At 67.7% G+C, this 21,310-nt stretch carries 21 protein-coding genes; 5 read left to right on the top strand and 16 right to left on the bottom strand.

Annotated elements, in window-relative coordinates; translation table 11 throughout:
• Positions 1–7 precede the first annotated feature (7 nt).
• Positions 8–886 (top strand): PfkB family carbohydrate kinase, encoded by an 879-nt coding sequence (locus F620_RS0102305; protein ID WP_019569302.1) that lies wholly within the window; start codon positions 8–10, stop codon positions 884–886.
• On the opposite strand, the gene F620_RS0102300 is transcribed toward F620_RS0102305, so the two are convergent.
• From F620_RS0102300 to F620_RS0102285, 4 genes are all read right to left on the bottom strand, one after another.
• Positions 883–1,647, bottom strand: a complete 765-nt coding sequence (locus tag F620_RS0102300) for a DUF2063 domain-containing protein (protein ID WP_018868940.1) — start codon at positions 1,645–1,647, stop codon at positions 883–885. The two genes, F620_RS0102305 and F620_RS0102300, sit on opposite strands and share 4 nt — an antisense overlap.
• Positions 1,640–2,527, bottom strand: coding sequence for a DUF692 domain-containing protein (locus F620_RS0102295; protein WP_018868941.1), 888 nt, complete (start codon positions 2,525–2,527; stop codon positions 1,640–1,642). The genes F620_RS0102300 and F620_RS0102295 overlap by 8 nt, the downstream gene beginning before the upstream one ends.
• Positions 2,517–2,816 (bottom strand): hypothetical protein, encoded by a 300-nt coding sequence (locus tag F620_RS0102290; RefSeq protein WP_018868942.1) that lies wholly within the window; start codon positions 2,814–2,816, stop codon positions 2,517–2,519. The genes F620_RS0102295 and F620_RS0102290 overlap by 11 nt, the downstream gene beginning before the upstream one ends.
• 68 nt (positions 2,817–2,884) lie before the next feature.
• Complete coding sequence (locus F620_RS0102285) at positions 2,885–3,505, bottom strand: DoxX family protein (protein WP_019569301.1); 621 nt, start codon at positions 3,503–3,505, stop codon at positions 2,885–2,887.
• A gap of 185 nt (positions 3,506–3,690) precedes the next feature.
• Between F620_RS0102285 and F620_RS0102280 the strand changes: the two genes are divergently transcribed.
• From F620_RS0102280 to F620_RS0102270, 3 genes are all read left to right on the top strand, one after another.
• Positions 3,691–4,617 carry an AraC family transcriptional regulator gene (locus tag F620_RS0102280; protein WP_019569300.1) on the top strand — a complete coding sequence of 309 codons (927 nt, stop codon included), beginning with the start codon at positions 3,691–3,693 and terminating at the stop codon, positions 4,615–4,617.
• Between the two features lie 693 nt (positions 4,618–5,310).
• Complete coding sequence (mgtE, locus tag F620_RS0102275; RefSeq protein ID WP_019569299.1) at positions 5,311–6,696, top strand: magnesium transporter; 1,386 nt, start codon at positions 5,311–5,313, stop codon at positions 6,694–6,696.
• A gap of 46 nt (positions 6,697–6,742) precedes the next feature.
• Entirely contained in the window at positions 6,743–7,402 is a 660-nt protein-coding gene (locus F620_RS0102270; RefSeq protein ID WP_019569298.1) for a TorF family putative porin, read from the top strand.
• Here F620_RS0102270 and F620_RS15095 read toward each other — a convergent pair.
• The 9 genes from F620_RS15095 to F620_RS0102225 form a co-directional block, all read right to left on the bottom strand.
• Positions 7,390–7,563, bottom strand: a complete 174-nt coding sequence (locus F620_RS15095; RefSeq protein WP_019569297.1) for a hypothetical protein — start codon at positions 7,561–7,563, stop codon at positions 7,390–7,392. The genes F620_RS0102270 and F620_RS15095 overlap by 13 nt on opposite strands.
• 36 nt (positions 7,564–7,599) lie before the next feature.
• Positions 7,600–9,621, bottom strand: coding sequence for an asparagine synthase (glutamine-hydrolyzing) (gene asnB, locus F620_RS0102260; protein ID WP_019569296.1), 2,022 nt, complete (start codon positions 9,619–9,621; stop codon positions 7,600–7,602).
• Between the two features lie 98 nt (positions 9,622–9,719).
• On the bottom strand, positions 9,720–10,799 hold the full coding sequence (locus tag F620_RS0102255; protein WP_018868947.1) for an aspartate carbamoyltransferase: 1,080 nt from the start codon (positions 10,797–10,799) through the stop codon (positions 9,720–9,722).
• Positions 10,787–10,909 carry a hypothetical protein gene (locus F620_RS15620; RefSeq protein WP_018868948.1) on the bottom strand — a complete coding sequence of 41 codons (123 nt, stop codon included), beginning with the start codon at positions 10,907–10,909 and terminating at the stop codon, positions 10,787–10,789. The genes F620_RS0102255 and F620_RS15620 overlap by 13 nt, the downstream gene beginning before the upstream one ends.
• Complete coding sequence (locus F620_RS0102245) at positions 10,906–12,390, bottom strand: sodium:solute symporter family protein (RefSeq protein ID WP_018868949.1); 1,485 nt, start codon at positions 12,388–12,390, stop codon at positions 10,906–10,908. The genes F620_RS15620 and F620_RS0102245 overlap by 4 nt, the downstream gene beginning before the upstream one ends.
• On the bottom strand, positions 12,387–13,127 hold the full coding sequence (locus F620_RS0102240; RefSeq protein WP_018868950.1) for a cysteine hydrolase family protein: 741 nt from the start codon (positions 13,125–13,127) through the stop codon (positions 12,387–12,389). The genes F620_RS0102245 and F620_RS0102240 overlap by 4 nt, the downstream gene beginning before the upstream one ends.
• A gap of 31 nt (positions 13,128–13,158) precedes the next feature.
• Positions 13,159–14,400: a Zn-dependent hydrolase gene (locus F620_RS0102235; protein ID WP_019569295.1), complete on the bottom strand. Its 1,242-nt coding sequence runs from the start codon at positions 14,398–14,400 to the stop codon at positions 13,159–13,161.
• A 45-nt stretch (positions 14,401–14,445) separates the two neighbouring features.
• Complete coding sequence (locus F620_RS0102230; protein ID WP_019569294.1) at positions 14,446–14,880, bottom strand: fibronectin type III domain-containing protein; 435 nt, start codon at positions 14,878–14,880, stop codon at positions 14,446–14,448.
• Between the two features lie 5 nt (positions 14,881–14,885).
• A complete protein-coding gene (locus F620_RS0102225; protein ID WP_019569293.1) occupies positions 14,886–15,401 on the bottom strand; it encodes a MarR family winged helix-turn-helix transcriptional regulator in 516 nt (171 codons plus the stop codon).
• A gap of 370 nt (positions 15,402–15,771) precedes the next feature.
• On the opposite strand from F620_RS0102225, the gene F620_RS0102220 reads away from it, so the two are divergent.
• Positions 15,772–16,809, top strand: coding sequence for a porin (locus F620_RS0102220; protein WP_019569292.1), 1,038 nt, complete (start codon positions 15,772–15,774; stop codon positions 16,807–16,809).
• A 113-nt stretch (positions 16,810–16,922) separates the two neighbouring features.
• Here the strand turns inward: F620_RS0102220 and F620_RS0102215 are convergent, their stop codons facing one another.
• The 3 genes from F620_RS0102215 to F620_RS0102205 all read right to left on the bottom strand — a co-directional run bounded on the left by F620_RS0102215 (position 16,923) and on the right by F620_RS0102205 (position 21,264).
• Positions 16,923–18,893, bottom strand: a complete 1,971-nt coding sequence (locus tag F620_RS0102215; RefSeq protein WP_019569291.1) for a M48 family metalloprotease — start codon at positions 18,891–18,893, stop codon at positions 16,923–16,925.
• Between the two features lie 154 nt (positions 18,894–19,047).
• Positions 19,048–20,451, bottom strand: a complete 1,404-nt coding sequence (locus F620_RS0102210) for an AmpG family muropeptide MFS transporter (RefSeq protein WP_019569290.1) — start codon at positions 20,449–20,451, stop codon at positions 19,048–19,050.
• Positions 20,452–20,490: 39 nt separating this feature from the next.
• Positions 20,491–21,264, bottom strand: a complete 774-nt coding sequence (locus tag F620_RS0102205) for an exodeoxyribonuclease III (protein WP_255349476.1) — start codon at positions 21,262–21,264, stop codon at positions 20,491–20,493.
• Between the last annotated feature and the right edge of the window lie 46 nt (positions 21,265–21,310).

Here is a 21,310-nt window from a genome sequence, read left to right as displayed (position 1 = left end):
TTCGAGAATGCCGGAAGTATCCGACGTGATCTTTGGTGAAGTCCTGTTCGACCGTTTTCCGGACGGCCGTGAAGTCCTGGGCGGAGCCCCGTTCAACGTCGCCTGGAACCTGCACCAGCTGGGGGAACCCGTGCTGTTCGTCGGTGGTGTGGGAAACGACGCCGCCGGGGGACGCGTGCGCGAGGCCATGCGCGAGGTCGGCCTGGCGGAAGACGCACTGTATACGCACCCACAGGCCCCCACCGGCGCGGTGCAGGTGACGGTGGAGGACGGCGAACCCGCCTATCACATCCTGCCCGACCAGGCCTATGACGACCTGCCCGCGACGGTCGACCCCGCGGTGCCCGCCCGCATCCCGCTGCTCTATCACGGTACGCTGGCCCTGCGCAGCGGCAACCGCGAGCTGCTGGCGGCCCTGCGCCGGCGCTGCGAACGCCGCTTCGTCGACGCCAACCTGCGCGAGCCCTGGTACGACCCGCAGGACGTGCGCGACCTGCTCCGGGGTGCCGATGTGGTCAAGCTGAACGCCGACGAGCTGGCCACGCTGTTCCCGGACACCCCGGGGGCGGAGCGCGCCGATCACTGCCTGCAGGCCTGCGACATCCAGTCCGCGCTGATCGTCACCCTGGGCGCCGACGGCGCCGAGATCCATCCGCGCGCCGGTCAGCCCGTGCGCGCCCGCGCCCCGGTGGTAGAGGGCATGCAGGACGCGGTAGGCGCTGGCGACGCCTTCGCCAGCGTCGCCATCCTGGGCCTGCGCCGCGGCTGGGGCTGGGAAGGCACCCTGCACCGTGCCCTCGAATTCGCCGCCCGCGTGTGCACCCTGCAGGGGGCCACCACCACCGACCCCGGGTTCTACCGCAGCGCGGTGGCGGCCTGGACTTAGTCCATGGTGGGACGCGTGCCGAGGATGGCCCCGAGGCCGCGATAATGCGTCAGCAGCTCGCGACCGCTGGCCGTCAGCTCGGGGGTGGCCTCGAGTCCGAAGTCGCCGGCCACGCGCCGGATCTGTTCGTGGCCCGCTGCCGGCTCTTCGATGATGCGCCACAGCAGACGCGCGCCCAGTGGGTTCAGCTCGGCGAAGCGGATGCGATCATCCGGCGCGCGACAGGCGAGCAGCAGGGTGGGTGAATCGCCCGGCGCCTGCGGGCGAAACTCCGGCCCGATGCGATGGACCGGGAAGCCGTAGGCCAGCAGGCGGGCCGCGGGCGAGAACACCGGGATGTCGGCCAGCACGTCGCCTTCGGGGTCGCAGGCTTCGGCCGGCCCCTCGTCGGCGTAGAACAGCTCGGTCTCCACGCGCTCGTAGTGGGCCAGCTCCGCGAGGAACGGCGGGTCGCCGGCGGCAGCCGGGCGTCCGTCGGTCAGATAGCTCACGAATTCGTTGCCCAGCTGCGGAAAATACGGCGTATGGCACCCGTGGTCGCGATAGAAATCGCGCACCAGCGCCAGCCACGGGTCTTCCGTCAGCGTCCTGCGCAGCACCGGAAAGCCGCGCCCCAGCAGGCCCGCGACATTGTTGATGAACAGTCGGCGGTAGATCGCCAGTCGGCGATCCTCCAGCCCCTCCGGCGGCGGGTATCGTTCCGGATCGCGCAGGTGGCGGGCGAAGGCCTCCTGGAGCGCCCGGGCGTCCGTGTCAGGCATGTTCCACCCCGGAAAGCCGGTCCTGCCGCGGCACCGCTTGTTGCAACCGCCGGATGGCCTCGACTTCCGCCAGCAGTTCCTCCAGCGGCGGCAGGTTGAAATCCCGCTCCAGCAGGGTCGGTACCGGTCCCAGGCGGTCGAAGGCACGTGCCAGCAGGGCCCAGGCTTCCTCTCCCACCGCCTGGCCGTGGGTGTCGACCTTGAGGTCCGGGGCTTCGTCGTCGTGCCCGGCGATGTGGATGTAGCGCACCCGCTCCAGCGGCAGCGAATCGAGGAAGGTCGCGGCGTCATAGCCGTGGTTCACGCTGTTGACCACGATGTTGTTCACATCCAGCAGGAGATCGCAGTCGGCCTCCTCCAGCACGGCGCGGATGAACGTCGCTTCGTCGAGGTCGGTCCACAGGGGCGTGTAGTAGGACACGTTCTCCAGGGCCATACGCCGACCGAGCACATCCTGAACCGTCCGCACGCGGTCCGCCACGTGGTGCACGGCCTCTTCGGTGAACGGCAGTGGCATCAGGTCGTAGAGATGGCCCGAGCCGTCGCCGCAGGCCGACAGGTGTTCGCTGTAGTCGTCGATGCCATGAGTGTCGAGGAAGCGCCGCAGTGCTGCCAGGAATTCCCGGTCGAGGGGGCGCGGTCCGCCAATGTCCAGGGACAGGCCGTGACAGGCGAACGGGTGTGCTTCGGTATATTCGCGGAAGATCCGGCCCAGACGCCCGCTCAGGTGCATCCAGTTTTCCGGCGCGGCCTCGAAGAATCCCGGGGAATCGCTCGCTTCCGGCGCTTCGGCCAGCGGGGCCAGGAGGCCCCGCCGCAGGCCGAGCCCGGCGCCGCTGACGCGGGCCGGGCAGACCGGGGCGATCCGTTCAGCCGCCACAGGTCCCCTCCCCGCAGGCGCCTTCCGAATCCTTGTCGTCAGGTTCGCCCGAACCGCCGCAGGTCCCTTCGCCGCAGGCGCCTTCGCTGTCCTTGTCGCCGTCGTCGCTGGCCCCGCAGGTGCCTTCCCCGCAGGCCCCCTCGGCGAGCTGGGTGTACCCGCCGGCCTGCTGATAGCCGTGATCCAGATCGGCCGAGGCGAACGCGGGCGTGGTGGACATGGCCAGACCGACTGCGGCGGCACCGGCCGCGCCGGCCAGGGATTTCATGGAGAACAGTTCGTCTTTCATGGTGGTTTCCTCTCGATGGCGGGTCAGGGACCCTCGATGGTTATAGCCGCTTGCGGCGGCTTTCGCTCTCATCCGCGGTGCATGAACCGCCGGCGGATGTAGTGGTCAAGACTCAGATAGCGGCCGGCTCCGATGAAAAACAGCGCCAGCAGCATTACGAAATACGTCGCGGCCATCTCGATGCCGTTGTTGACGATCGCGAAGTTGCCGGCCTCGGTGAGCCAGTCGTAGTTGCCGTGTTCCTGCAGGATCGACTTCGCGCGGTCCAGGCGCTGCTGTGCCTCGGCGATCCCGTCGCAGTTGAACAGGCACATCATCGGGTCGGAGATGCGCTGCCAGCCGTGCTCCAGATGGGCGGTGACGGCCGCCACCACCATCGTGATCATCAGCGGGATGGTGGCCCAGCGGGTGGCCAGGCCCAGCAGCAGGGCGATCGCCCCGAGGATCTCGGCGTAGGCGGACAGCAGGACCATCAGGTACGGGAACGGCATCCCCAGCCCCCAGTCCGGGTTGCCGAACCACATCACCACCTGTTCCGAGGGCAGCAGGCCGTCCAGCTTGTTGGTCCCGGCCATCCAGAAGACGGGCGCCAGATAGAGCCGCAGAAGCAACGGGGCCAGGAAATCGGCCCCGCGGGTGGTGTCCAGTGCCCGCTGGGCACCGATGGCCAGGGTCCGTATCGTTTCCATGTGGTTCTCTCCCTGCGTTGATCCGTTGCCTGCAGTCTGGATCGCTGCAGTGGAAACCGGGAGATCCACGGAGCCGGGGTTTATGCTCGATCGTCCGGAACCGGTATCCGTGGTTCCCCTGACGGTTTCTGTGCGACCGGCGGGTTAGGCTGGATCCGTGTGCCGCGACTCCGGAGCAACCCGCCATGGACCCGATGCCCGTCGACGACGTGCTTTCCACCGTGCTGGCCGCCTATAACCTGCGGGCGCGGATCGACACCAACCCCCGCCTGTGCGGCGAGTGGCAGCTGGGCACCTCGGGGACGGGGAACGCAAGCTTCCATCTGGTGGGCGAAGGCGGGTGTTACCTGCACATGGTGGATGCACCGGTGCGGCGTCTGGAGGCCGGGGATCTGCTGTTGCTGCCCCACGATGACTGGCACCTGCTGTCCAGCCGCGATTCCTGGGAGGACCCCGCCAGCCACCTGAACCTGGTGACCGGCGAGGACCCGGAGCATGCCGCGGTCACGCAGCTGTTGTGCGGCCATTTCGAATTCGATTCCGGGCGTCGCAACCCGGTGCTGTCCGGGTTGCCGGGCTGCATCATTATCCGCCACGCCGAGGCGGGGGAACGCCTCGGGCACCTGGCGCGGCTGATGTTCATCGAACTGATGGAGCGCCCGCCCGGCTATCGCCCCGTGCTGGACCGACTCGCAGACACCCTGTTCGTGATGGCGGTTCGGCACCACGTCTGTCGGGCCGGGGAGCCCCCGGCCGGGTCCCTGATGGCGGCCCTGGCCGACGAGCGGATCCGGCGTGCGCTGGATGCGCTGCACGCCCGCCCCGAGGCGGCCTGGACGCTGGAGGGTCTGGCCGGCGAGGCCGCGATGTCACGCAGCAGTTTTGCCGAGCGCTTTCACGTGCTGGTGGGCCAGTCCCCCATCGAGTACCTGACCCAGTGGCGGATGGTGCTCGCCGAACGCCTGCTGCGGGATGGTCGGGAATCCGTCGCCGGGGTCATGGAGCAGGTGGGGTATGCCTCCGAGCCTGCGTTTCGCAAGGCGTTCAAGCGGGTCCACGGCTTCGGCCCCGGTCGCCTGCGCCAGTGGATGCGCCGTTTCGGGAGAAACTGACGGATCTGCGTGCTCGCGTTTTCTTCGCCACCGTTTGCTCCGGACATGCAGAAATTCGGAAATTTTGTTTTTGGGGTTTGTGTTCCGGTCCCGGATATGTAAAATTATTCCCGTGTTCCGAGCAGAGGTCCCGATGATGGGTTGTTGTAGTCGATACTTGCATGATCGCCGGGTCGGTGACCGGAGCGAGCATGCATATCGTTGCCATCGGAGTCTCCCCGCCCGTTGATCGGGCCACGACGGCCCCCGGTGTCAGCGATATGTGTGACTCCGGGGACGGTCGAAATCCTCTGTCCCCTCCCTGAAGCCCCTCCGGGCTCTCTCTTCCCGAACCGGCCTTCCGCGTCACGAGCGGCTCCTGCGTATGCGAGCCCGTGTGGCCAGTGCCGTGTCGTCCCAGCCCCCTTCGGACCGTTGCCGATGTCGGCGCGTGCGTATGCGCGTGGCTGTTTCGGCCGCCTGTCCGGGAATTGCGTTCACAGTCAAAAACAGGAGGCCTGTATGCCACAGGACGATGACGACGACCCCGGGTCTCGACTTTTGATTCTGTCGCGGGGCAGTAATGTAAAAGAAAAAAGTTTCACATCGCTGAAGGGGGTCCGGTAAAGGGGCCGCCGTCGGCGGTCACGGGAATGTTTTGTCTTTTGCAATGCCCCGCGTGACTTTTACTTTACAAGTACGAGGATCATTGCAATGAACGACACCATTCTTGAAATGATCAATGCGGGCGAGCTGGAGCGCGCCCGGGCCGAACTGATGCACCCGGTGCGGGCGATCACGGCCGAACGCCTTGCCGAGCTGGACCCGCGTACCCGCTGGACCCTGCTGGAAGGCGTGGACGCCGCCGAGCGCCGCGCCGTCTTCCTCGCGATGGACGATGAAGAGCAGGCGATCCTGCTGGAGAACATGCCGCAGAGCGAGGCGCGTGAACTGGTGCAGCGCCTGCCGGCCTACACCCTCGCGCGTGCCCTGAACCTGGCCAGCAAGTCCCTGTCCTCCGATCTCCTGAACGCCTTTCCGGCGCCGAAGCGCGACAAGGTCCACGCCCTGTGGCGCCAGGACGAGGACACCGTGGCCCGGGTCATGCGGCGGCCGCTGTTCTGGGTGACCCCGGAGGAGACCGTCGGCGAGGTCACCGCGCGCCTGCGCGAGGACCGCCGGATGCCCGAGGATGTCGGGGCGGCGCTGCTGATCACCGACCGCGAACACCACTACCGCGGGCTCGTACGCCTGGGTCGGGTGTTCCGTGCCGAACCGGAACAGCCGGTGGGCGAACTTCTCGAGATGGAGGATTTCTATACCACGCCGGATGGCGACAAAGTAGAGGCCGCGCGCCTGCTGCAGCGTACCGACCTGCCCTGGCTGCCGGTGCTGGATGCCGATGGCGTGCTGGTGGGCGTGCTGCGCATCGACGATGCGATGGACGTGCTCGAGGAAGATACCTCGGAGGACTTCTACAAGAAGGCAGGCATCGGTGACCTGCTGCACCACAAGGATGTCGTGCGCTCGGAGAAGCTCACCTCCGGGGGGATCGGCTACGCGGTCAAGGTGCGCATGGCCTTCCTGATGGTGACGCTGGCAGGCGGTCTGGCCGTGGGCGGGGTGATCGATTTCTTCGAGGACACCCTGGCGGCGGTGGTCGCGCTGGCGATCTTCATCCCCTTGGTGATGGACATGGGCGGCAACGTCGGCACGCAGTCGACCACGATCTTTGCCCGCGGCCTGGCCCTGGGCCATATCAACCTGAACCGCTTCTTCCGCAACCATCTGCTGCGCGAAGGGGGTGTGGGCCTGGCCATGGGGCTCATCATGGCCGTGCTCGCCGGGATCATCGCCCACTTCTGGCAGGGGGTACCCAACGACATCCCGGAGCTGGGTTTCGTGGTCGGCACCGCACTGTTCTTCTCCGTGTTTACCGCCTCGCTCCTCGGATTCCTGCTGCCGTGGGTGCTGCTGAAGATCGGGGTGGACCACGCGCCCGGTGCCGACCCGTTCATCACTACCATCAAGGACTTCACCGGTCTGGCGGTCTACTTCGGCATGGCGGCCTGGCTGCTGAGCGCGCACGTGCCGGTGTAATCCGGCACGATCCGGACGATCTAAGCAAAACAAGAGAGACATCGACATGACGCAGCATCGCAACTTCCCGAGCGGCCTGCTGGCTGCCGCCATCACCGGCGCCCTGGTCTTCGGGACCCCGGCGGCCCAGGCCGTTGAGCCCGAGTTCCACGTCGGCGTGTTCACCGACTATCTCGATGATGGCGCCAGCAAGTCCGACAACGATCCGGTAGTGCAGGGCGGTCTCGAGCTGGGGTTCGCCACCGGCGTGTTCACCGGTGTGGAGGCTTCCACCCTCGGCAGCGGCAATGGCACCGAGGTCACGCCGTTCGTCGGCTATGGCTTTGATGCCGGCCCGGTGGGGATCGAATTCGGCTATGAATACGCCCATTACACCAGCCTGGACGATGCCGACGAGGGCGAGGTGTTCCTGGGCGCCGACTGGCAGATGCTGTCGGCCGAGGTGGCCTACGTCGCCCATGCCGATGACCGCGACGCCGAGGGCAGCCGGGTCTGGTCGCTGGGGGCCGAGCACGAGGTCGCTCCGCGCACCGAGCTCTTCGGCACCCTAGGCTACGACGACCCGGCCGACGACAATGGCGCCACGTTCTGGGAGCTGGGCGCCGCGCATGCCACCGATTTCGGCACCTTCTCGCTGACCTACGCCTCGCGCGACGAGAGCGGCGCGCAGAACCTTCTGGTCGGGGGCTATCGCTACGCCTTTTGATCCTCGTCGGCCCCGCGCGACTCCTGTGGCGCGGGGCCCGTCAGCTGGCGGAGGGTGGCGGGCAGCTGTTCGGCCGGGACCGGTCGGGAGAACGGGAAGCCCCGGGCCGAGGTGCAGCCGAAGCCGCGCAGGGTGTCGGCGGCTCCGGTGTCTTCGCTCACGGTGTTCCTTCGGGCGTTCCGGCCCCCCTTAGGGGGTCAGGCGCTCCAGCCGAATTCGCGGGCCTTCTGCGCCGCCAGCGCCGGGATGTCGGTGGCCACGAACTGCTCGTGCAGCACCTGCACGCCGATCATGTGGTTGATCACCGCGTCCAGCTGCACCTGGGTCGCCGCCGGGGTCTCCTCCGACTCGTGGATCTCGAACACCTGGCGCACGCCTTCGGGGTCCAGCAGCCCGGCCTCGGCGACCTTGTCCTCCGACAGGTAGCGATCCGCCAGCGCCTTCATCGCCGCCCATTTGGTCGGGTCGGTGTGGGCCGGCGGTGCCATGAACGGGAATTTCTCGCGCTCGTACAGCACCTTGGGCAGCAGGCCCTTCATCGATTCGCGCAGCACGTATTTTTCGTTGCGGCCCTTGATGCGCATGGTCGGCGGCAGCTGCGCGGCGAACTCGGCCAGGTGGTGGTCGAGGAACGGCGGGCGCGCCTCCATGGAGTTGGCCATGTCCATGCGGTCGCCGCCCCAGGTGAGGATCTGGCCCTCCAGCATGGTCTTGATCCACACGTACTGGGCCTTGTCCAGTGGGTGGCGGCCTTCCAGCATGTCGTCGTCCAGGGCGTCGGCGATGGCCTTGCCCGGCTTGTAGTCCTTCATGCGCTTGCGCCGCTTCGGATGCAGCAGACCGGGCACGTGCTCGGCGGCCGCCAGCCAGGGCTGCAGGCAGGACGGGGTAAAGCCCATCATGCGGTTGAAGTCGGGGTCGGAGACCTCGTCCTCGGCCAGCATCGCCCCGGAGACCAGTTCGTTGGACTCGTTGAGCATCTGCTGCCAGGCCTGACGGTCGGCCTCCGGCAGGGTGTCCAGCCCGTGCATGAACATGTCGCGGCGAAACGCCGGGTAGCCGCCGAACAGCTCGTCCGAGCCCTCTCCGGTCACCACCACCTTGTAGCCGGCGCGGTTCACGTGCCGGCTCATCAGCAGCTTGGCCACCGCCAGGGTGTTGTAGATGGTGCGCTCGGCGTGCCAGAGCGCCTCCTCGAAGTTGTCATACAGGTGGTCCGCGTCCAGCGACATGACGTCCTGGTCGGCGCCCACGCTCTCGGCCATCTCGCGGGCGATGGCGGTCTCGTCGTAGTCGTCGTTGTCGAAGCCGATGGTGAAGGCCTTGACCGGCGCCTGCTGGCTGGCCGAGGCCAGGCCCAGGGTGATGCAGGAGTCGATCCCCCCGGAGAGGTAGCAGGCCACCGGCACGTCGGCCTCCAGACGCAGCTGGGTGGCCTCCATCAGCTTGTCGCGGACCCCCTCGATCCAGTACTCCTCGTCGGTCTCGCTCTCCGGCGGGCGCTCGGAGGCCAGCGGGAAATCCATGTCCCAGTATTTCTCCTGGCGGATCTTCAGCTTGCCGTGGGCGCGCTCGACGATGACCACGTGGCCGGGTTTGACCTGGTGGATGCCCTCGAAGGCGGTGGTGCCCGGCACCATGGTCTGCATCAGCTGGTGGTACAGGCCGTCGTCGGAGAAGCGGCGCTGCACGTCGGGGTTGGCGAACAGCACCTTCAGCTCGGAGCCGAACACGAAGCTGCCGCTGGCGGTCTCGGTGAAGTACAGCGGCTTGATACCGAAGCGGTCGCGTGCCAGCACCAGGCGGTCGTGCTTGCGGTCATACAGCGAGATCGCGAACTCGCCGCGGAAGTATTTCAGCGCATCCTCCAGCCCCTCGCGCTGGTACAGGTGCATCACCATCTCGGAGTCGCTCTTGGTGCGGAACTTCACCCCGCGCGAGGTCAGATCGGTACGGATGCGCTTGTAGTCGTACAGCTCGCCGTTGACCGCGGTCATGATCTCGCCGTTGCTCATGGTGAACGGCTGGCGCCCGCGGTTCTCGTCGAGGTCGATGATCGACAGCCGCGCGTGGCTGAAGCCCACGCCGCGATCATCCTGCGTCTTGTAGCCGAAGCCGTCGGGGCCGCGGTGGTACTGGATCGCGGCCATGTTGACCAGGGTTTGCGGGTCGACCCGACGGTTCGGGTCGGCGTGGAAGATTCCGGCAATGCCACACATGGCATGTCTCCTTGGTTATCCGTTCGGGGCGAGCGGGGCGCGGCCCGGGACACTCCGGCGCGCCACGCCGCTCGCGGTTCTAGTGAAAAGGTGGTGTGTCAGCCCTCCGGGGTGTCCATCACCGCGCTGATCCGGCGCACCACCGTGGTCAGCAGGGCCATGCGCACGAACACCGCCCCGCGCGCCTGGGCGAAGTACCAGTTGTGCGGGGTGTCGTCGAGATCGGTCGACAGTTCCGCGCCGCGCGCCAGCGGATGCATGATGATGGCACCCTCCTTCAGCGGCGACTGGCGGTTCAGGTTCAGGCCCTCGCCCATGGACTCGAAGGTGTCGCCGACCCAGGCGATGGCGTTGATGTAGACGACGTCCAGTTCCGGCAGCACCGGGTCCAGGTCGTTCACCACGCGCAGCTTCAGGCCCGCGCCCTCCAGCAGCTCGCGCTGCTCGGGGTCGAAGTTCTCCTCCTCGCGCGAAATCACCACGATCTCGTCGATCGCCTCGGGGAACAGGCTCAGCATGCTCAGCAGGCTGCGCACCGTGCGCATGCGCGAGGGCACGCCCACGATCCCCACCTTGATGTGCTTTTCCGGCGGGCAGTCGGGCAGGAACACTTCCGGGCGCCACTTGGCCAGGGTGTACACGTCCGCCAGCGCCTGGGTCGGGTGCTCGTCGATCCCGTTGCCGGCGTTGACCAGCGGGATGCGCAGATTTTCCAGCATGTTGTGCACGGCCTCGCCGTCGGAGGAGCGCAGCACCAGCACGTCGCCGTAGTTGTTGAACATCTCGGCGATGTCGGCCAGCGATTCGCCCTTGGCGATGCCGGTGCTCTTCGGGTCGGTGATCGACATCACCGATCCCCCGAGCCGGTGCCAGGCGCTCTCGAACGACAGCCGCGTGCGGGTGGACGGCTCGTAGAACGCGCTGATCAGGATCTTGCCGGCCAGCGGCAGATGGACCAGTGCCGGCGTGGTCTCGTACTGCGCGGCCAGACGGAACAGCTGCAGCAGCTCCTCGCGCGTGAACTGCCGGCTGGAGACCACGTGCGAGGCGGCCAGCTTGAGCAGCGGGTCGGGGTTTTCCTCCACCGCCTCCAGCAGGGCGCGCGGGCGATCGGTGCCGGCGGCACCGTCCCGTGGCTTGAGGGTATTCAGCGGGTCATCGGGATTCACCAGAGGCATCCTCTCTTCCAGTCACGGATGAACAGGGCGATCAGCAGGATCGGGGTCAGGGTCGCGACCGTGGTCGCGATGATCACGATGGTCGCCAGTGCGGTTACCGGGATCGTCATGTCGCCACCTCCGGGGTGTCGCGGCCGGCGGGCGCGTCGTGGTCATCCTGCGCGAGCCGGTCCCAGTCGAAAGGCCGCGGGAACAGCCAGGTGCCGGCGACCATGACCACCAGCGAGACCGCCGCGCCCACCAGTGCGGCCACGTACCAGCCGATCATGAAGTAGCTGGCCAGGCCCAGCCCGGAGCCCAGCAGCATCGCCCAGGCGGCCGCCTGCGGGTTGGCGCGGCGCCAGTACAGCCCGGCCACGATGGGCCAGATCGCGCTGGCCACGAAGGCCCCGGTGAAATACAGCAGGGCCGCGAGCGAGCCGACCACCGGAACCTCGCCGCGGTAGCTGGCGGCCAGCCAGGTCAGCAGCCCCAGCAGCACCACGATCACCTTCGTCGCCCGCAGCTGAGTCTGTTGCGAGGCGCGCGGATGGATGTGCCCGCGGTAGATGTCACGGGTGACCAGGTCGGAGGTGGCCGCCAGCAGCGAGTCGAGGCTGGAGGCCAGTGCGGCGAACACCACGATGAACACCACGATCGCCCCGGTCAGGCCGAGCACCTCGGCGGCCACCAGCGGGCCGACCATGTCCGCCGCCGGCACGTTGATGCCCAGCGCCGGGGTGGCCAGCGCCACGAAGCCGGCCACAATCGGGATCGGCAGCCACAGCAGCCCGCCCAGCAGGTAGGCACGGAAGCCCACGTTGCGGCCGAAGGCGAAGGCGCGCGACCACCACACGTTGGAATGGAAGATCTCGCCCACGCCGAACAGCAGGTTGTTGAACAGGAACATGATCGCCGCCGGGAACAGCAGGCTCAGCAGTTCCGGGCGTTCTTCCATCAGGTCGAAATGGATCGCCTCGAAACCCACCCGGTCGATGGTCATCCAGGCGAGGAAGGCGGCGCCGCCGATGATGATCACGGTCTGGATGAAGTCGGTGCCGATCACCGCGCGCAGCCCGCCCAGCAGGGTGTAGATCACGCACACCGTCAGGATCACGGTCATGCCCACGCGGTAGTCGATCCCGGCCAGGGCGTTGATCAGCACGCCGCCGGCCATCGCCATGGAGATCAGCCAGCCGAAGGCGTAGATCAGGGATACACCGAGGAACACCCGCCAGGTGAAGGTCCCGTAGCGCAGGCGGATGAAGTCCCCGGAGGTAAAGCCGTGCGGCATCAGTTCGCGGATGCGCCGGGCCAGCGGGGCGAACAGGATCAGCCCCAGCGCGCCCAGCGAGTAGCCCAGCATGCCCCACACGCCCAGCTCCAGTGCGAGCTGCGGGGCGGTCATGGTGGTGTTGGCGGTGACCCAGGTGGCCATCGCGGTGGCGCTGGCCAGCGCCAGCCCCACGTTGCGCCCGGCCAGCATGTGGTCGGCGGCGGTGTAGTTGCGGCGTCCCAGCCAGGCGCCCAGCGCGACCCACAGGACGCTGAAGGCCGCCAGCAGCCCCCAGGCGACGGAAGTCGGGAGGATGGGCTCCTCGAGGGCGGTCACGACGCCTCCTGCACCCTCGTGATCTCGCGGATCGCCTCGTCCGTGGTCATCACGCGGGCGTAGCGGTCCTTGATGGTGGTGATGGTGGCGCGTTGCATCTCGGGGGTCACCGTCGCACAGCAGTCCTCGATGAGCGTCACGTAGAAGCCCAGGTCACAGGCGTCGCGCACCGCGGTGGAGACGCATTCGTTGCTGTACACGCCAACGATGAACAGGGAGGAGATCTCCAGGTTCCGCAGGATGTAGTGCAGATTGGTCGAGTTGAACACGCCGCTCGCGGTCTTGTCGAGGACGATCTCGTCGCCCTGCGGCGCGACCTCGTGGACGAATTCGGCATCCTTGCTGTCGGGGGCCGCATGCAGTCCGAGACGCTTGTGGCCCGGGCTGCGGTCGCGCCCGTCGCGGGTCAGCGAACGGATGCGGGTGTGGATGACCTCCATCTCCTCGGCGCGGAAGGCATCCTGCAGGCGGCGCACGTTGGGCAGGACGGTCTCCTCCAGGCGATGGAAATAGTACTCCTGGGCCTCCAGCGGGATGCCGGATTCGGCCGAATCCGCGAACACCCCGTGGCCGCGCGCGGCGTCCAGGTACTGCAGGTCGATGCACAGCAGGGCGACATGGTGCTCGCGCAGCTCGCGCCGCAGTACCGGCTTGCTGATCAGGCTCTCCTGGTACTGCTCGCGCAGCGGATCCAGGGAGTCGTAGTCGGTCAGGCGGGAAACGTTGTCGTCGGCCATGCCGCGGGCTCCTTGATCGGTTGGGGTGGCGCTACTGCGGGGCCGCCAGTGCCAGCGCACTGTGCAGGGCCAGGTTGGCGCCGGTCTCGATGTCCTCCCAGTTTGTCCATTCCGCGGCCGAATGGGAACGCCCCTGCAGGCTGGGCACGAAGATCATCCCGGTGCGGGTGATCGCACTCATGCTCTGGGTGTCGTGCGCCGCGCCGCTGGGCATGGTGATGTATTCCAGTCCCATGCGTTCGGCCTGGCCCTCGATGGTCTGCACGATCCCGGTGTCGCAGCGCACCGGGTCGATCTCCGAGAGCACGTCGAACTCGAACATCAGGTCGCGCCGCCGGGCCAGGCTGGAGAGCGTGCGCCGCGCCGCATGCGCCAGGGCGGTCAGGACCTTCTCGTCGGTGTCGCGCACCTCGAACGAAAAGGTCGCCGTGCCGGGAACGGTGTTCGGCGCCCCCGGCGACAGCTCCACGCGGCCGATGGTCGCGCGCGAGTTGGGGCTGCCGTGTTCCTCCAGCAGGCGATCGATCTCGCCGCCGAACTCGGCCAGTCCCTGGAAGGCATCCGCGCGCATGTCCATGGGCGTGGTGCCCGCGTGGTTGGGCTGGCCCTTCAGGCGCACCTCCCACTTGAACAGCCCGGTGATGGCCTCCACCACCCCCACGCTCAGGCCGTGCCGGTCCAGCACCGGCCCCTGTTCGATGTGGGTCTCGATAAAGGCGTGCAGGGTGTTCGGGTCGCGCCGCGCGGCCAGCGCGTCGTCGGCGTTCAGGCCCCAGGCCGCCATCGCGTCCACCAGCGTCACGCCCTCCAGGTCGCGCGCATGGCTGATGCTCTCCGGGGTCAGTTTGCCGGCCATCGCCTGGGAGCCGAACATCCCGCCGAAGCGGCCCTCCTCGTCGGTGAAGTCAATCACCTCCAGCGGGTACTGCAGCTCGATCCCCTGCTCCTGCGTGGTGCGCAGCACCTCGAGCCCGATCAGCACGCCCAGCGCGCCGTCCAGCGGACCGCCGCCGGGCACCGTGTCGAGATGCGAGCCCATCGCCACCACCGGCCGCCGGCCGTCGTACTGCAGGCGACCGTGCAGATTGGCGGCCCCGTCCTGCCAGACATCCAGACCGGCCGCCTCCAGGCGGTGGCGGAACCACTCGCGCCCGGCGCGGTCGCCGTCGGAGAATGCGCGGCGGTGCAGGCCGCGGTCGGCATCGCGACCGATCTGCGCGAGGTCGTTGATGTCCTGCTGCAGGCGCGGCATGTTGATGGTGAAATCGGGCATGAAGGTCTCCGGTTGGCCGGGCCAATGGCCCGGGGCATGAGGGGGTCAGCCGCGCGGGCGGCCCCGCAGCAGCACGACGATCAGCAACAGGAACACCGCTCCGCCGACGGCGAAGAAACCAAACGCGCGGGCGAGACTGTGATGCTCGACCTCGACCGTGATGCGGTCGCTCCAGTCGTCCTGGTCGGCGTCGGCCGCGCGCAGCCGGAAACGATATTCGCCGTCCGGCAGGCCGCTGATCACACTGCTGGTGTCGCCGCCTTCGTAGATCACGCGGGCATCGTCGAAATCCGGGCCGCTGGCGCGTTCCAGCACCACCGCTCCGGGGGCCTCCCAGTGCAGGGTGAACCCGCCGTCAGCGGAGTGCTCGGGGGGATCGTCGAAGCGGGGTTCGGCCAGGACCGGGCCGGCCAGCAGGACGAGCGCCAGCGCCAGCGCCAGCACCGCGAGGCGGCCGAAGCTGGCGGCGAGGCGGAGCATCCCGTTCAGGCCCCGCCCTCGAACGGCTTGAGCCCGGCGCGCTGCTCGGTGGACTGCATGGTTTCCACCAGTATCGCCAGGTTCTGGTCCAGATCGGCCAGTTCCTCGGGGGGCATCGCCTCCAGCGCCCGGTTGAGCTCGCCCTGGGGGGCCGCCGGGGCGCGTTCCAGCAGTTCCTGCCCGGTCTCGGTGACGTACAGGCGAACGATGCGCTGGTCGCGCTCCGGGCGGCGACGTTCGACCAGGCCCTGCTGCTCCAGCTTGTCCAGCAGGTTGGAGGTGGTGGAGGCATGCACCGACAGCCGCCGCGACAGGTCGCTCACGTTCAGGCCCGGCGTGCGCTGGAGTTCCCACAGCGCCCACAGCTGCGAGGCACTGATCCCGCAGGCCCGCTCCACCGCGCGCGAATGCCCCTGCAGCGCCCGGATGATCACCCGCAGCTGGCGGATGACCGAGCGTGCGGGGTCCTCGCCCCCGGACGGGGCTGCGGACGTTTGCGTGGCGGCGCTGGCGGATGACATGCGATTCTCGGCAGTGATGGTCAACGAACATTATTTTTGCGCAAAAATACCTCCGGCGCAAACCGTGTCACGAAAACACGGCCCGGTGGCCTTCACCCCGTGCGACCGCGCCATGCCGCCGTGCGTTCGGCGGAACTTCGGGACCCGCAGGCGGTCTTTCCGCTTGTGGCGCACAACAGACACACCGGATACATGCGTGTGGGCCCTTTACAACGAATTAGACTTCGTTTATATACCCGTACTGGTGTGCAGTGGAATGGATCGTCCGCGATGTTCCGCGCGCAGCTGTTGCAAAAGCCGCACACCGACCGGACGGCGGAGCCGGTTCCGGATATCCCGAAAAAATTCAATTGAGCGCGAGGACAGGAAGATGATGAACAGGAAGATGCTTGCCGCGGCCGTGGCCGCGACCCTGGCCGCCCCCGGCATGGCCATGGCCCAGGAAGAAGGCGCCGGTCCGATCGACTGGGATTTCTACGGCTCCCTGCGGCTCCAGTACGAAGCCGCCGATCCGGCTGAAGAGGATAGCTACGACGGCTTCCGCGATGCCTACTCGCGTGTGGGCTTCACCGGCAGCCTGCCGCTCAACGAAGGACTGAACGCCTTCGCCCAGCTGGAGATGCCGCTGGATCTGGCCAATGGCAAGGTGCAGGATCCGTTCAATACGGCCGATGAAGACATTCGCATCGGCAAGATCGGCCTCGAGTCCGATGTGGCCGGCACGTTTGCCTACGGCCGTGACTGGATGCCGTACTACAACGCGATCGCGTTCCCGGTCGACATGTTCAGCTCCTTCCAGTCGGGCTTCGCGACCTATACCACGTTCCGCGAAAGCGACAGCGTGATGTACTACTCCCCCGACTTCAACGGCTTCTCCTTCGGGGCGGCCTACAGCGCCAACTCGGGATATGCCGACAGCTCCGGTTCTCCGGACGACCGTTACCAGCTGACCGGTTCCTACTCGTTCCAGGACACCACGCTCTCGCTGGGCGTTGACGACGTCGATGGCGCTCAGAACACCCGTATCTGGGGCTTCTCCGCGATGCACAGCATGGGTGACCTGTCCCTGTCCGCCAAGGTCGAATACATCGACAGCGATCAGGACGCGGACGTATTCGGTGATGACGGAGACATCGCCGCCAACGTGTACGCCGCCTACGACTGGGGTCAGCATACCTTCAAGGGCATGCTTGCCAACGTCGATAACTACGGCGAGGACGTCGTGCATCTGGGTTACGACTTCAACGTAAACGATGCCCTGAAGTTCTTCGCCGAGTACTATTACGAGGAAGAGCCGACCGGTGCGATTCCGGCCGAGCGTGCGCGTGATACCGGCACGGATCCGATCCCGTTCCCCGAAGACGGCTCCAACAAGGTCTTCATGGTCGGCATGCACTACAGCTTCTGATCGCGCACCGCGCGAGTTTCAGCGAGCGGCTGTAACGGGAAGGCCCGCATCGCGAGATGCGGGCCTTCTTTCGTTGGGATGGGTGTCCTCGGCGCTGTGGGCCGCGAAACTTGTCAGTGACCGGCGTCGAACAGTTCGCCGGCATCCGGAAGGGGTACGTTGAGGTGCAGCGAGGCGGCCATCATCCGCACGAGTTCGCGCTGTTCCGCGGTGGGGTCGCCGCGTTGCTGCACGGTGTCGTCCATGGCCTGCAGCAGTCGCTGGCGGTCGTGGCGCGGCATGCGCGCCAGGCGCCCCAGCGCGCGGTCGAGGATCCGTGCCCAGGCCGCGGACTGGCTGGCTTGACGCAGTTCCTCGGGGATGGGAGCGCTGAACGGCAGGCTGCCGGTGAAGCGGCCCAGGCCGGCGATCAGCGCGGCCTCCGCCGCCTCGGGGTCGTCGGGGTGGCCATGCAGCGCGAGGGTCGCCAGCAGGTAGCGTGCGGCGTTTTCGCGGTGCCGGGCGTTCTTCCCGGCGGGATCCTTGCCCCCGTGCGTCGTTTTGCCCCCGTGCCCGTGACGCCGGTCGAGGTGTTCGATCAACATGCGGCCGAGGGCGTATTCGGTGGCGGACAGACGGCCATCGGCATGGATCAGGCGTTCCACGAGTCCGGCCAGGGCCCGTTGTTCATCGCGGCTCAGCCGAGCCAGCGCAGGGAAAGCCATCTCGGTCAGCGGAAGGCGGTGTTCGGCCGCGGGTTCGGGGACCATCGCACGGAGCTGGCGCACGCGTTCTTCGCTGTCCGGGCCGCGGGTCTCCAGGATCATGTGGAGCTGCTGTTCGCGGATCTCCGGATCCGGATGCAGGATCAGGTAGAGCACCAGATCCGCGACCCAGTGCGGATTGCGGGCGGAGCGGGCCAGTTCGCCCGGCAGTGCGGCCAGCAGGGCGGCGGCCAGCGAGCCGGGCACGGCCCCGAAGGCCTCGCCCAGCGGCCCGTTCTCCTCCTCTTCCCGCTGCTGCTCGGCGGCAGCCTCCTGCTCGCGGCGCCGGCGTTCGCGTTCGGTCACCGCACGGCGCACCCGGTCGGTGGCCTCGCGGCCCAGGCGTTCCAGGCCTTCCTCGTCCAGTGGCTGGCCCAGCCGCTCCAGGCGTTTCTCCAGCGGCGGATGGGTATCGAGCAGCTGGTCAATGGCGCCGTTGGCGAACAGCATGTGTCCGACCATTGCCGGACTGGCGTTGAGCCCGGCGTAGCGCGCGGCTACCTTGCGCAGGGCGCCGGCCATGCCGTCCCCATTGCGGGTGAACTGCACCGCGTGGGCATCCGCGCGGTACTCCTGTTCGCGCGCGATGGCTGCGCGGATCAGGCGCCCGCCGATCAGGCCGATCCCACCGGCGGCCACCAGCGCGAAGTTGAACCACACCGGCCCCCGCATCTCTCCCGGGTCGCTGCGCGCGCGCCGTCCGGGCAGCATGCCCAGGCCCAGCAGCGCGATCATCTCGATGCCGAACAGGATGCCGACCAGCTGCGTGTTCAGGCGCATGTCGCCGGCACGGATATGGCCGAACTCGTGGGCGACCACCGCCTTCAGTTCCTGGCGGTTGAGGCTCTCGATCGCCCCGCGCGTCACCGCGATGGCCGCGTCATGCGGGGTGAAGCCGGCGGCGAAGGCGTTGATGCCCAGCTCGCGTTCCAGCACGAAGATCGCCGGCACCGGCAGCCCGGCGGCGATCGCCATCTCCTCGACGATGTTGCGCAGCCGCCGGTTCTTCGGGTCCTCGGGCTCGGCATCCACCGGATCGCCGCCCATCTCGCGGGCGATGCCGCGCCCGCCGCCGGCACGCCGCAGCTGGTACAGGCGCCACAGGCTGGCCCCGGCGATGACCGCGATCGCCAGTCCGGTGGTCCACAGCAGAAAGCCACGGTGCTCCGCGAGCATCTCGGCGGTGGGCATGAGCTGCCGGAGCTCCTGCCAGGGCTCGACCAGGGTATACAGCAGCAGGATATTGAGCAGTGCCACCATCAGCACCACCACCAGCACGAACAGGCCCAGCAGCAGCGTCAGCCGCCGGCGTGCCCGGTCCTGGTATTCAAAGAAGCGCATTCCTTCGCCGTCCCCGATTGTCTCCCCGATCCCCCGTATACAACCGGGTTTGGTGCGCGGGGGCAAGGCCGCTGTCCGCAACGGGTGCCGGCACGCTTCCATGGATGGGAGGATGCGCACAGGACAGAGGGAGCCTGCAAGCAGGCTCCCACGGTCAGTTGGTCCGTTCGGCGGCCTCTTCGCGCCCGGGCTGGGGTAAGCGGTCGGGGTTGGCGACGCGCGCGATCCACAGTGCCAGCAGGACCGCGGGGATGCCGATCGCGGCCGAGCTGACAAAGAACCAGAACCAGCCCATGAACTCCGCCATCACTCCGGTGAAGCCGGCGAGGAACTGCCCGGGCAGGGTCATCAGCGAACTGAACAGCGCGTACTGGGTGGCGGTGTAGGCGCTGTTGGTGAGGCTGGAGAGGTAGGCGATGAACACCGAGATCGCCATGCCCCCGGTAATGTTGTCGGCCATGATGGCGAATACCAGCCCGTAGAGCTCCGGACCCAGCAGGGCCAGCCAGGAGAAGGTCAGGTTGGTGATCGGCGCCAGCAGCGCGGTGGCGATCAGCATGCGCATGATGCCGAAGCGCGCGACCAGCAGCCCGCCCACGGCGGCCCCGCCCAGGGTCATCGCAAGGCCGAAGGCCGCGGCGATATTGGCGATCTGATCCTTGCTGAAGCCCAGATCGAGGTAGAACGGGTTGGCCATCACCCCCATGAAGATGTCGCTGATGCGGAAGATCGCGATGAACGCGATGAGCAGCAGGGCGATCTTGCCGAAGCGCTTCCAGAACTCCACGAACGGGCAGACGAAGGCGCCGATGAACCAGGCCTTGAAGGCGCGCCAGTAGCCGGTGTCCGAGGTGTTGTTGATGTAGTCGAGCACGCGCTGCTCGATCTGCGCGGTCCTGCGGTCGCGCTCGGCCACCTCGGGCTCGCGCACGATCAGGGTGCAGATCACGCCCACCAGCATGAGCGCGGCCATGGTGCCGTAGGCCAGGCCCCAGGTCCCCACCGCGGCGATGTGCAGTGCCCCGGCCCCGGCGGTCAGCAGGGCCACGCGGTAGCCGGTCACGTAGGCCGCGGCCATCGCCCCCTGGCGTTCCTTGCTCACCGCCTCGATGCGGTAGGCATCGATGGCGATGTCCTGGGTTGCCGCCGCGAACGCCGTGATCACCGCCCACACCGCGACCAGCCACAGCTGCTCGGTGGGGTCGGTGAGCGCGATGCCGGTGAGCGAGATGATGATCAGGGCCTGCGCCAGCAGCATCCACGCGCGGCGCCGGCCGAACAGCCGCGTCAGCACCGGCAGCGCCAGGCGGTCCACGATCGGCGCCCACAGCACCTTGATGCTGTAGGCCATGCCCACCCAGCTGAGGAAGCCGATCGACGACAGCTCCACCCCGAGGTCGCGCAGCCAGGCGGTGAACGTGCCGCCGGTCAGCAGCAGCGGCAGCCCGGCGGCAAAGCCGAGGAACAGCATGCCGATGACACGCGGATGGCGGTACACCGCCAGTGCCGCGCGCCAGTCACGGCGCGGTGCGGCCTGCGCGTCGTCGGCGGCGCTCATCGACGGGGCATGTGCCGCGCGGCGAGCCCGGTGCGGCTGTCAGGGCGCGTAGTCATAGTCGATCCAGAACGGCGCGTGATCGGAGAAGCGCTGCTCGGTATAGATGAACGGGTCGCGCGCGGTGGCGGCGATGCCCGGCGTGGCGATCTGGTAGTCGATGCGCCAGCCCACGTTCTTCGCCCAGGCCTGACCGCGGTTGGACCACCAGGTGTACTGCCCGGGGCGGTCGTCCAGCCGGCGGAAGACATCCACCATGCCGATCTCGTCGAACAGGTGGTCCAGCCACGCCCGTTCCTCGGGCAGAAAGCCCGAGTTCTTGCGGTTGGAACGGTAGTTGGTCAGGTCGATTTCCTTGTGCGCGATGTTCCAGTCGCCGCAGATCACCCATTCGCGCCCGTCCTGCATGCGCTCGGCCAGCCACGGGCGGAAGAATTCGAGGAAGCGCCATTTCGAGTCCTGACGGTGGTCGCCGGATGAGCCCGACGGCAGGTACAGCGACACCACCGACAGGTTGCCGAAGCGCATCTCCACGTAGCGCCCCTCGTTGTCCGCCTCCTCGAAGCCCAGCCGGGTGATGACCTCGTCCGGCTGCATCCGGCTGTACATGGCCACCCCGCTGTAGCCGGGTTTCACCGCGTCCACGTAGGCGCTGTGATAACCGGGCGGATGGAAGGGCTCGCCCTGGATCTGGTGGATCTGGGCCTTGGTCTCCTGGATGCAGACCACGTCGGCTTCGGTGGCGGGCAGCCAGTCGAAGAAGCCCTTGCGGGCGGCGGCACGGATGCCGTTGGCGTTCATGGACATTATGCGCATGGCGCGCAACGATACCCGCGCGCGCGGCCGGCGAAAAGACCCGCCC

Origin of the sequence: Thioalkalivibrio sp. ALE11, assembly GCF_000381205.1 — a bacterium.
In the GTDB taxonomy this organism is placed as follows: domain Bacteria; phylum Pseudomonadota; class Gammaproteobacteria; order Ectothiorhodospirales; family Ectothiorhodospiraceae; genus Thioalkalivibrio.
This window is presented reverse-complemented; position numbering and strand designations above follow the sequence as displayed.

Excerpts from the sequence above, each read along its gene's own strand:
- F620_RS0102305 (WP_019569302.1), top strand. The coding sequence starts at position 8 with ATGCCGGAAGTATCCGACGTGATCTTTGGTGAAGTCCTGTTCGACCGT.
- F620_RS0102300 (WP_018868940.1), bottom strand. The coding sequence starts at position 1,647 with ATGCCTGACACGGACGCCCGGGCGCTCCAGGAGGCCTTCGCCCGCCAC.
- F620_RS0102290 (WP_018868942.1), bottom strand. The coding sequence starts at position 2,816 with ATGAAAGACGAACTGTTCTCCATGAAATCCCTGGCCGGCGCGGCCGGT.
- F620_RS0102285 (WP_019569301.1), bottom strand. The coding sequence starts at position 3,505 with ATGGAAACGATACGGACCCTGGCCATCGGTGCCCAGCGGGCACTGGAC.
- F620_RS0102280 (WP_019569300.1), top strand. The coding sequence starts at position 3,691 with ATGGACCCGATGCCCGTCGACGACGTGCTTTCCACCGTGCTGGCCGCC.
- mgtE (WP_019569299.1), top strand. The coding sequence starts at position 5,311 with ATGAACGACACCATTCTTGAAATGATCAATGCGGGCGAGCTGGAGCGC.
- F620_RS0102270 (WP_019569298.1), top strand. The coding sequence starts at position 6,743 with ATGACGCAGCATCGCAACTTCCCGAGCGGCCTGCTGGCTGCCGCCATC.
- asnB (WP_019569296.1), bottom strand. The coding sequence starts at position 9,621 with ATGTGTGGCATTGCCGGAATCTTCCACGCCGACCCGAACCGTCGGGTC.
- F620_RS0102255 (WP_018868947.1), bottom strand. The coding sequence starts at position 10,799 with ATGCCTCTGGTGAATCCCGATGACCCGCTGAATACCCTCAAGCCACGG.
- F620_RS15620 (WP_018868948.1), bottom strand. The coding sequence starts at position 10,909 with ATGACGATCCCGGTAACCGCACTGGCGACCATCGTGATCATCGCGACC.
- F620_RS0102240 (WP_018868950.1), bottom strand. The coding sequence starts at position 13,127 with ATGGCCGACGACAACGTTTCCCGCCTGACCGACTACGACTCCCTGGAT.
- F620_RS0102235 (WP_019569295.1), bottom strand. The coding sequence starts at position 14,400 with ATGCCCGATTTCACCATCAACATGCCGCGCCTGCAGCAGGACATCAAC.
- F620_RS0102230 (WP_019569294.1), bottom strand. The coding sequence starts at position 14,880 with ATGCTCCGCCTCGCCGCCAGCTTCGGCCGCCTCGCGGTGCTGGCGCTG.
- F620_RS0102225 (WP_019569293.1), bottom strand. The coding sequence starts at position 15,401 with ATGTCATCCGCCAGCGCCGCCACGCAAACGTCCGCAGCCCCGTCCGGG.
- F620_RS0102220 (WP_019569292.1), top strand. The coding sequence starts at position 15,772 with ATGATGAACAGGAAGATGCTTGCCGCGGCCGTGGCCGCGACCCTGGCC.
- F620_RS0102215 (WP_019569291.1), bottom strand. The coding sequence starts at position 18,893 with ATGCGCTTCTTTGAATACCAGGACCGGGCACGCCGGCGGCTGACGCTG.
- F620_RS0102210 (WP_019569290.1), bottom strand. The coding sequence starts at position 20,451 with ATGAGCGCCGCCGACGACGCGCAGGCCGCACCGCGCCGTGACTGGCGC.
- F620_RS0102205 (WP_255349476.1), bottom strand. The coding sequence starts at position 21,264 with ATGCGCATAATGTCCATGAACGCCAACGGCATCCGTGCCGCCGCCCGC.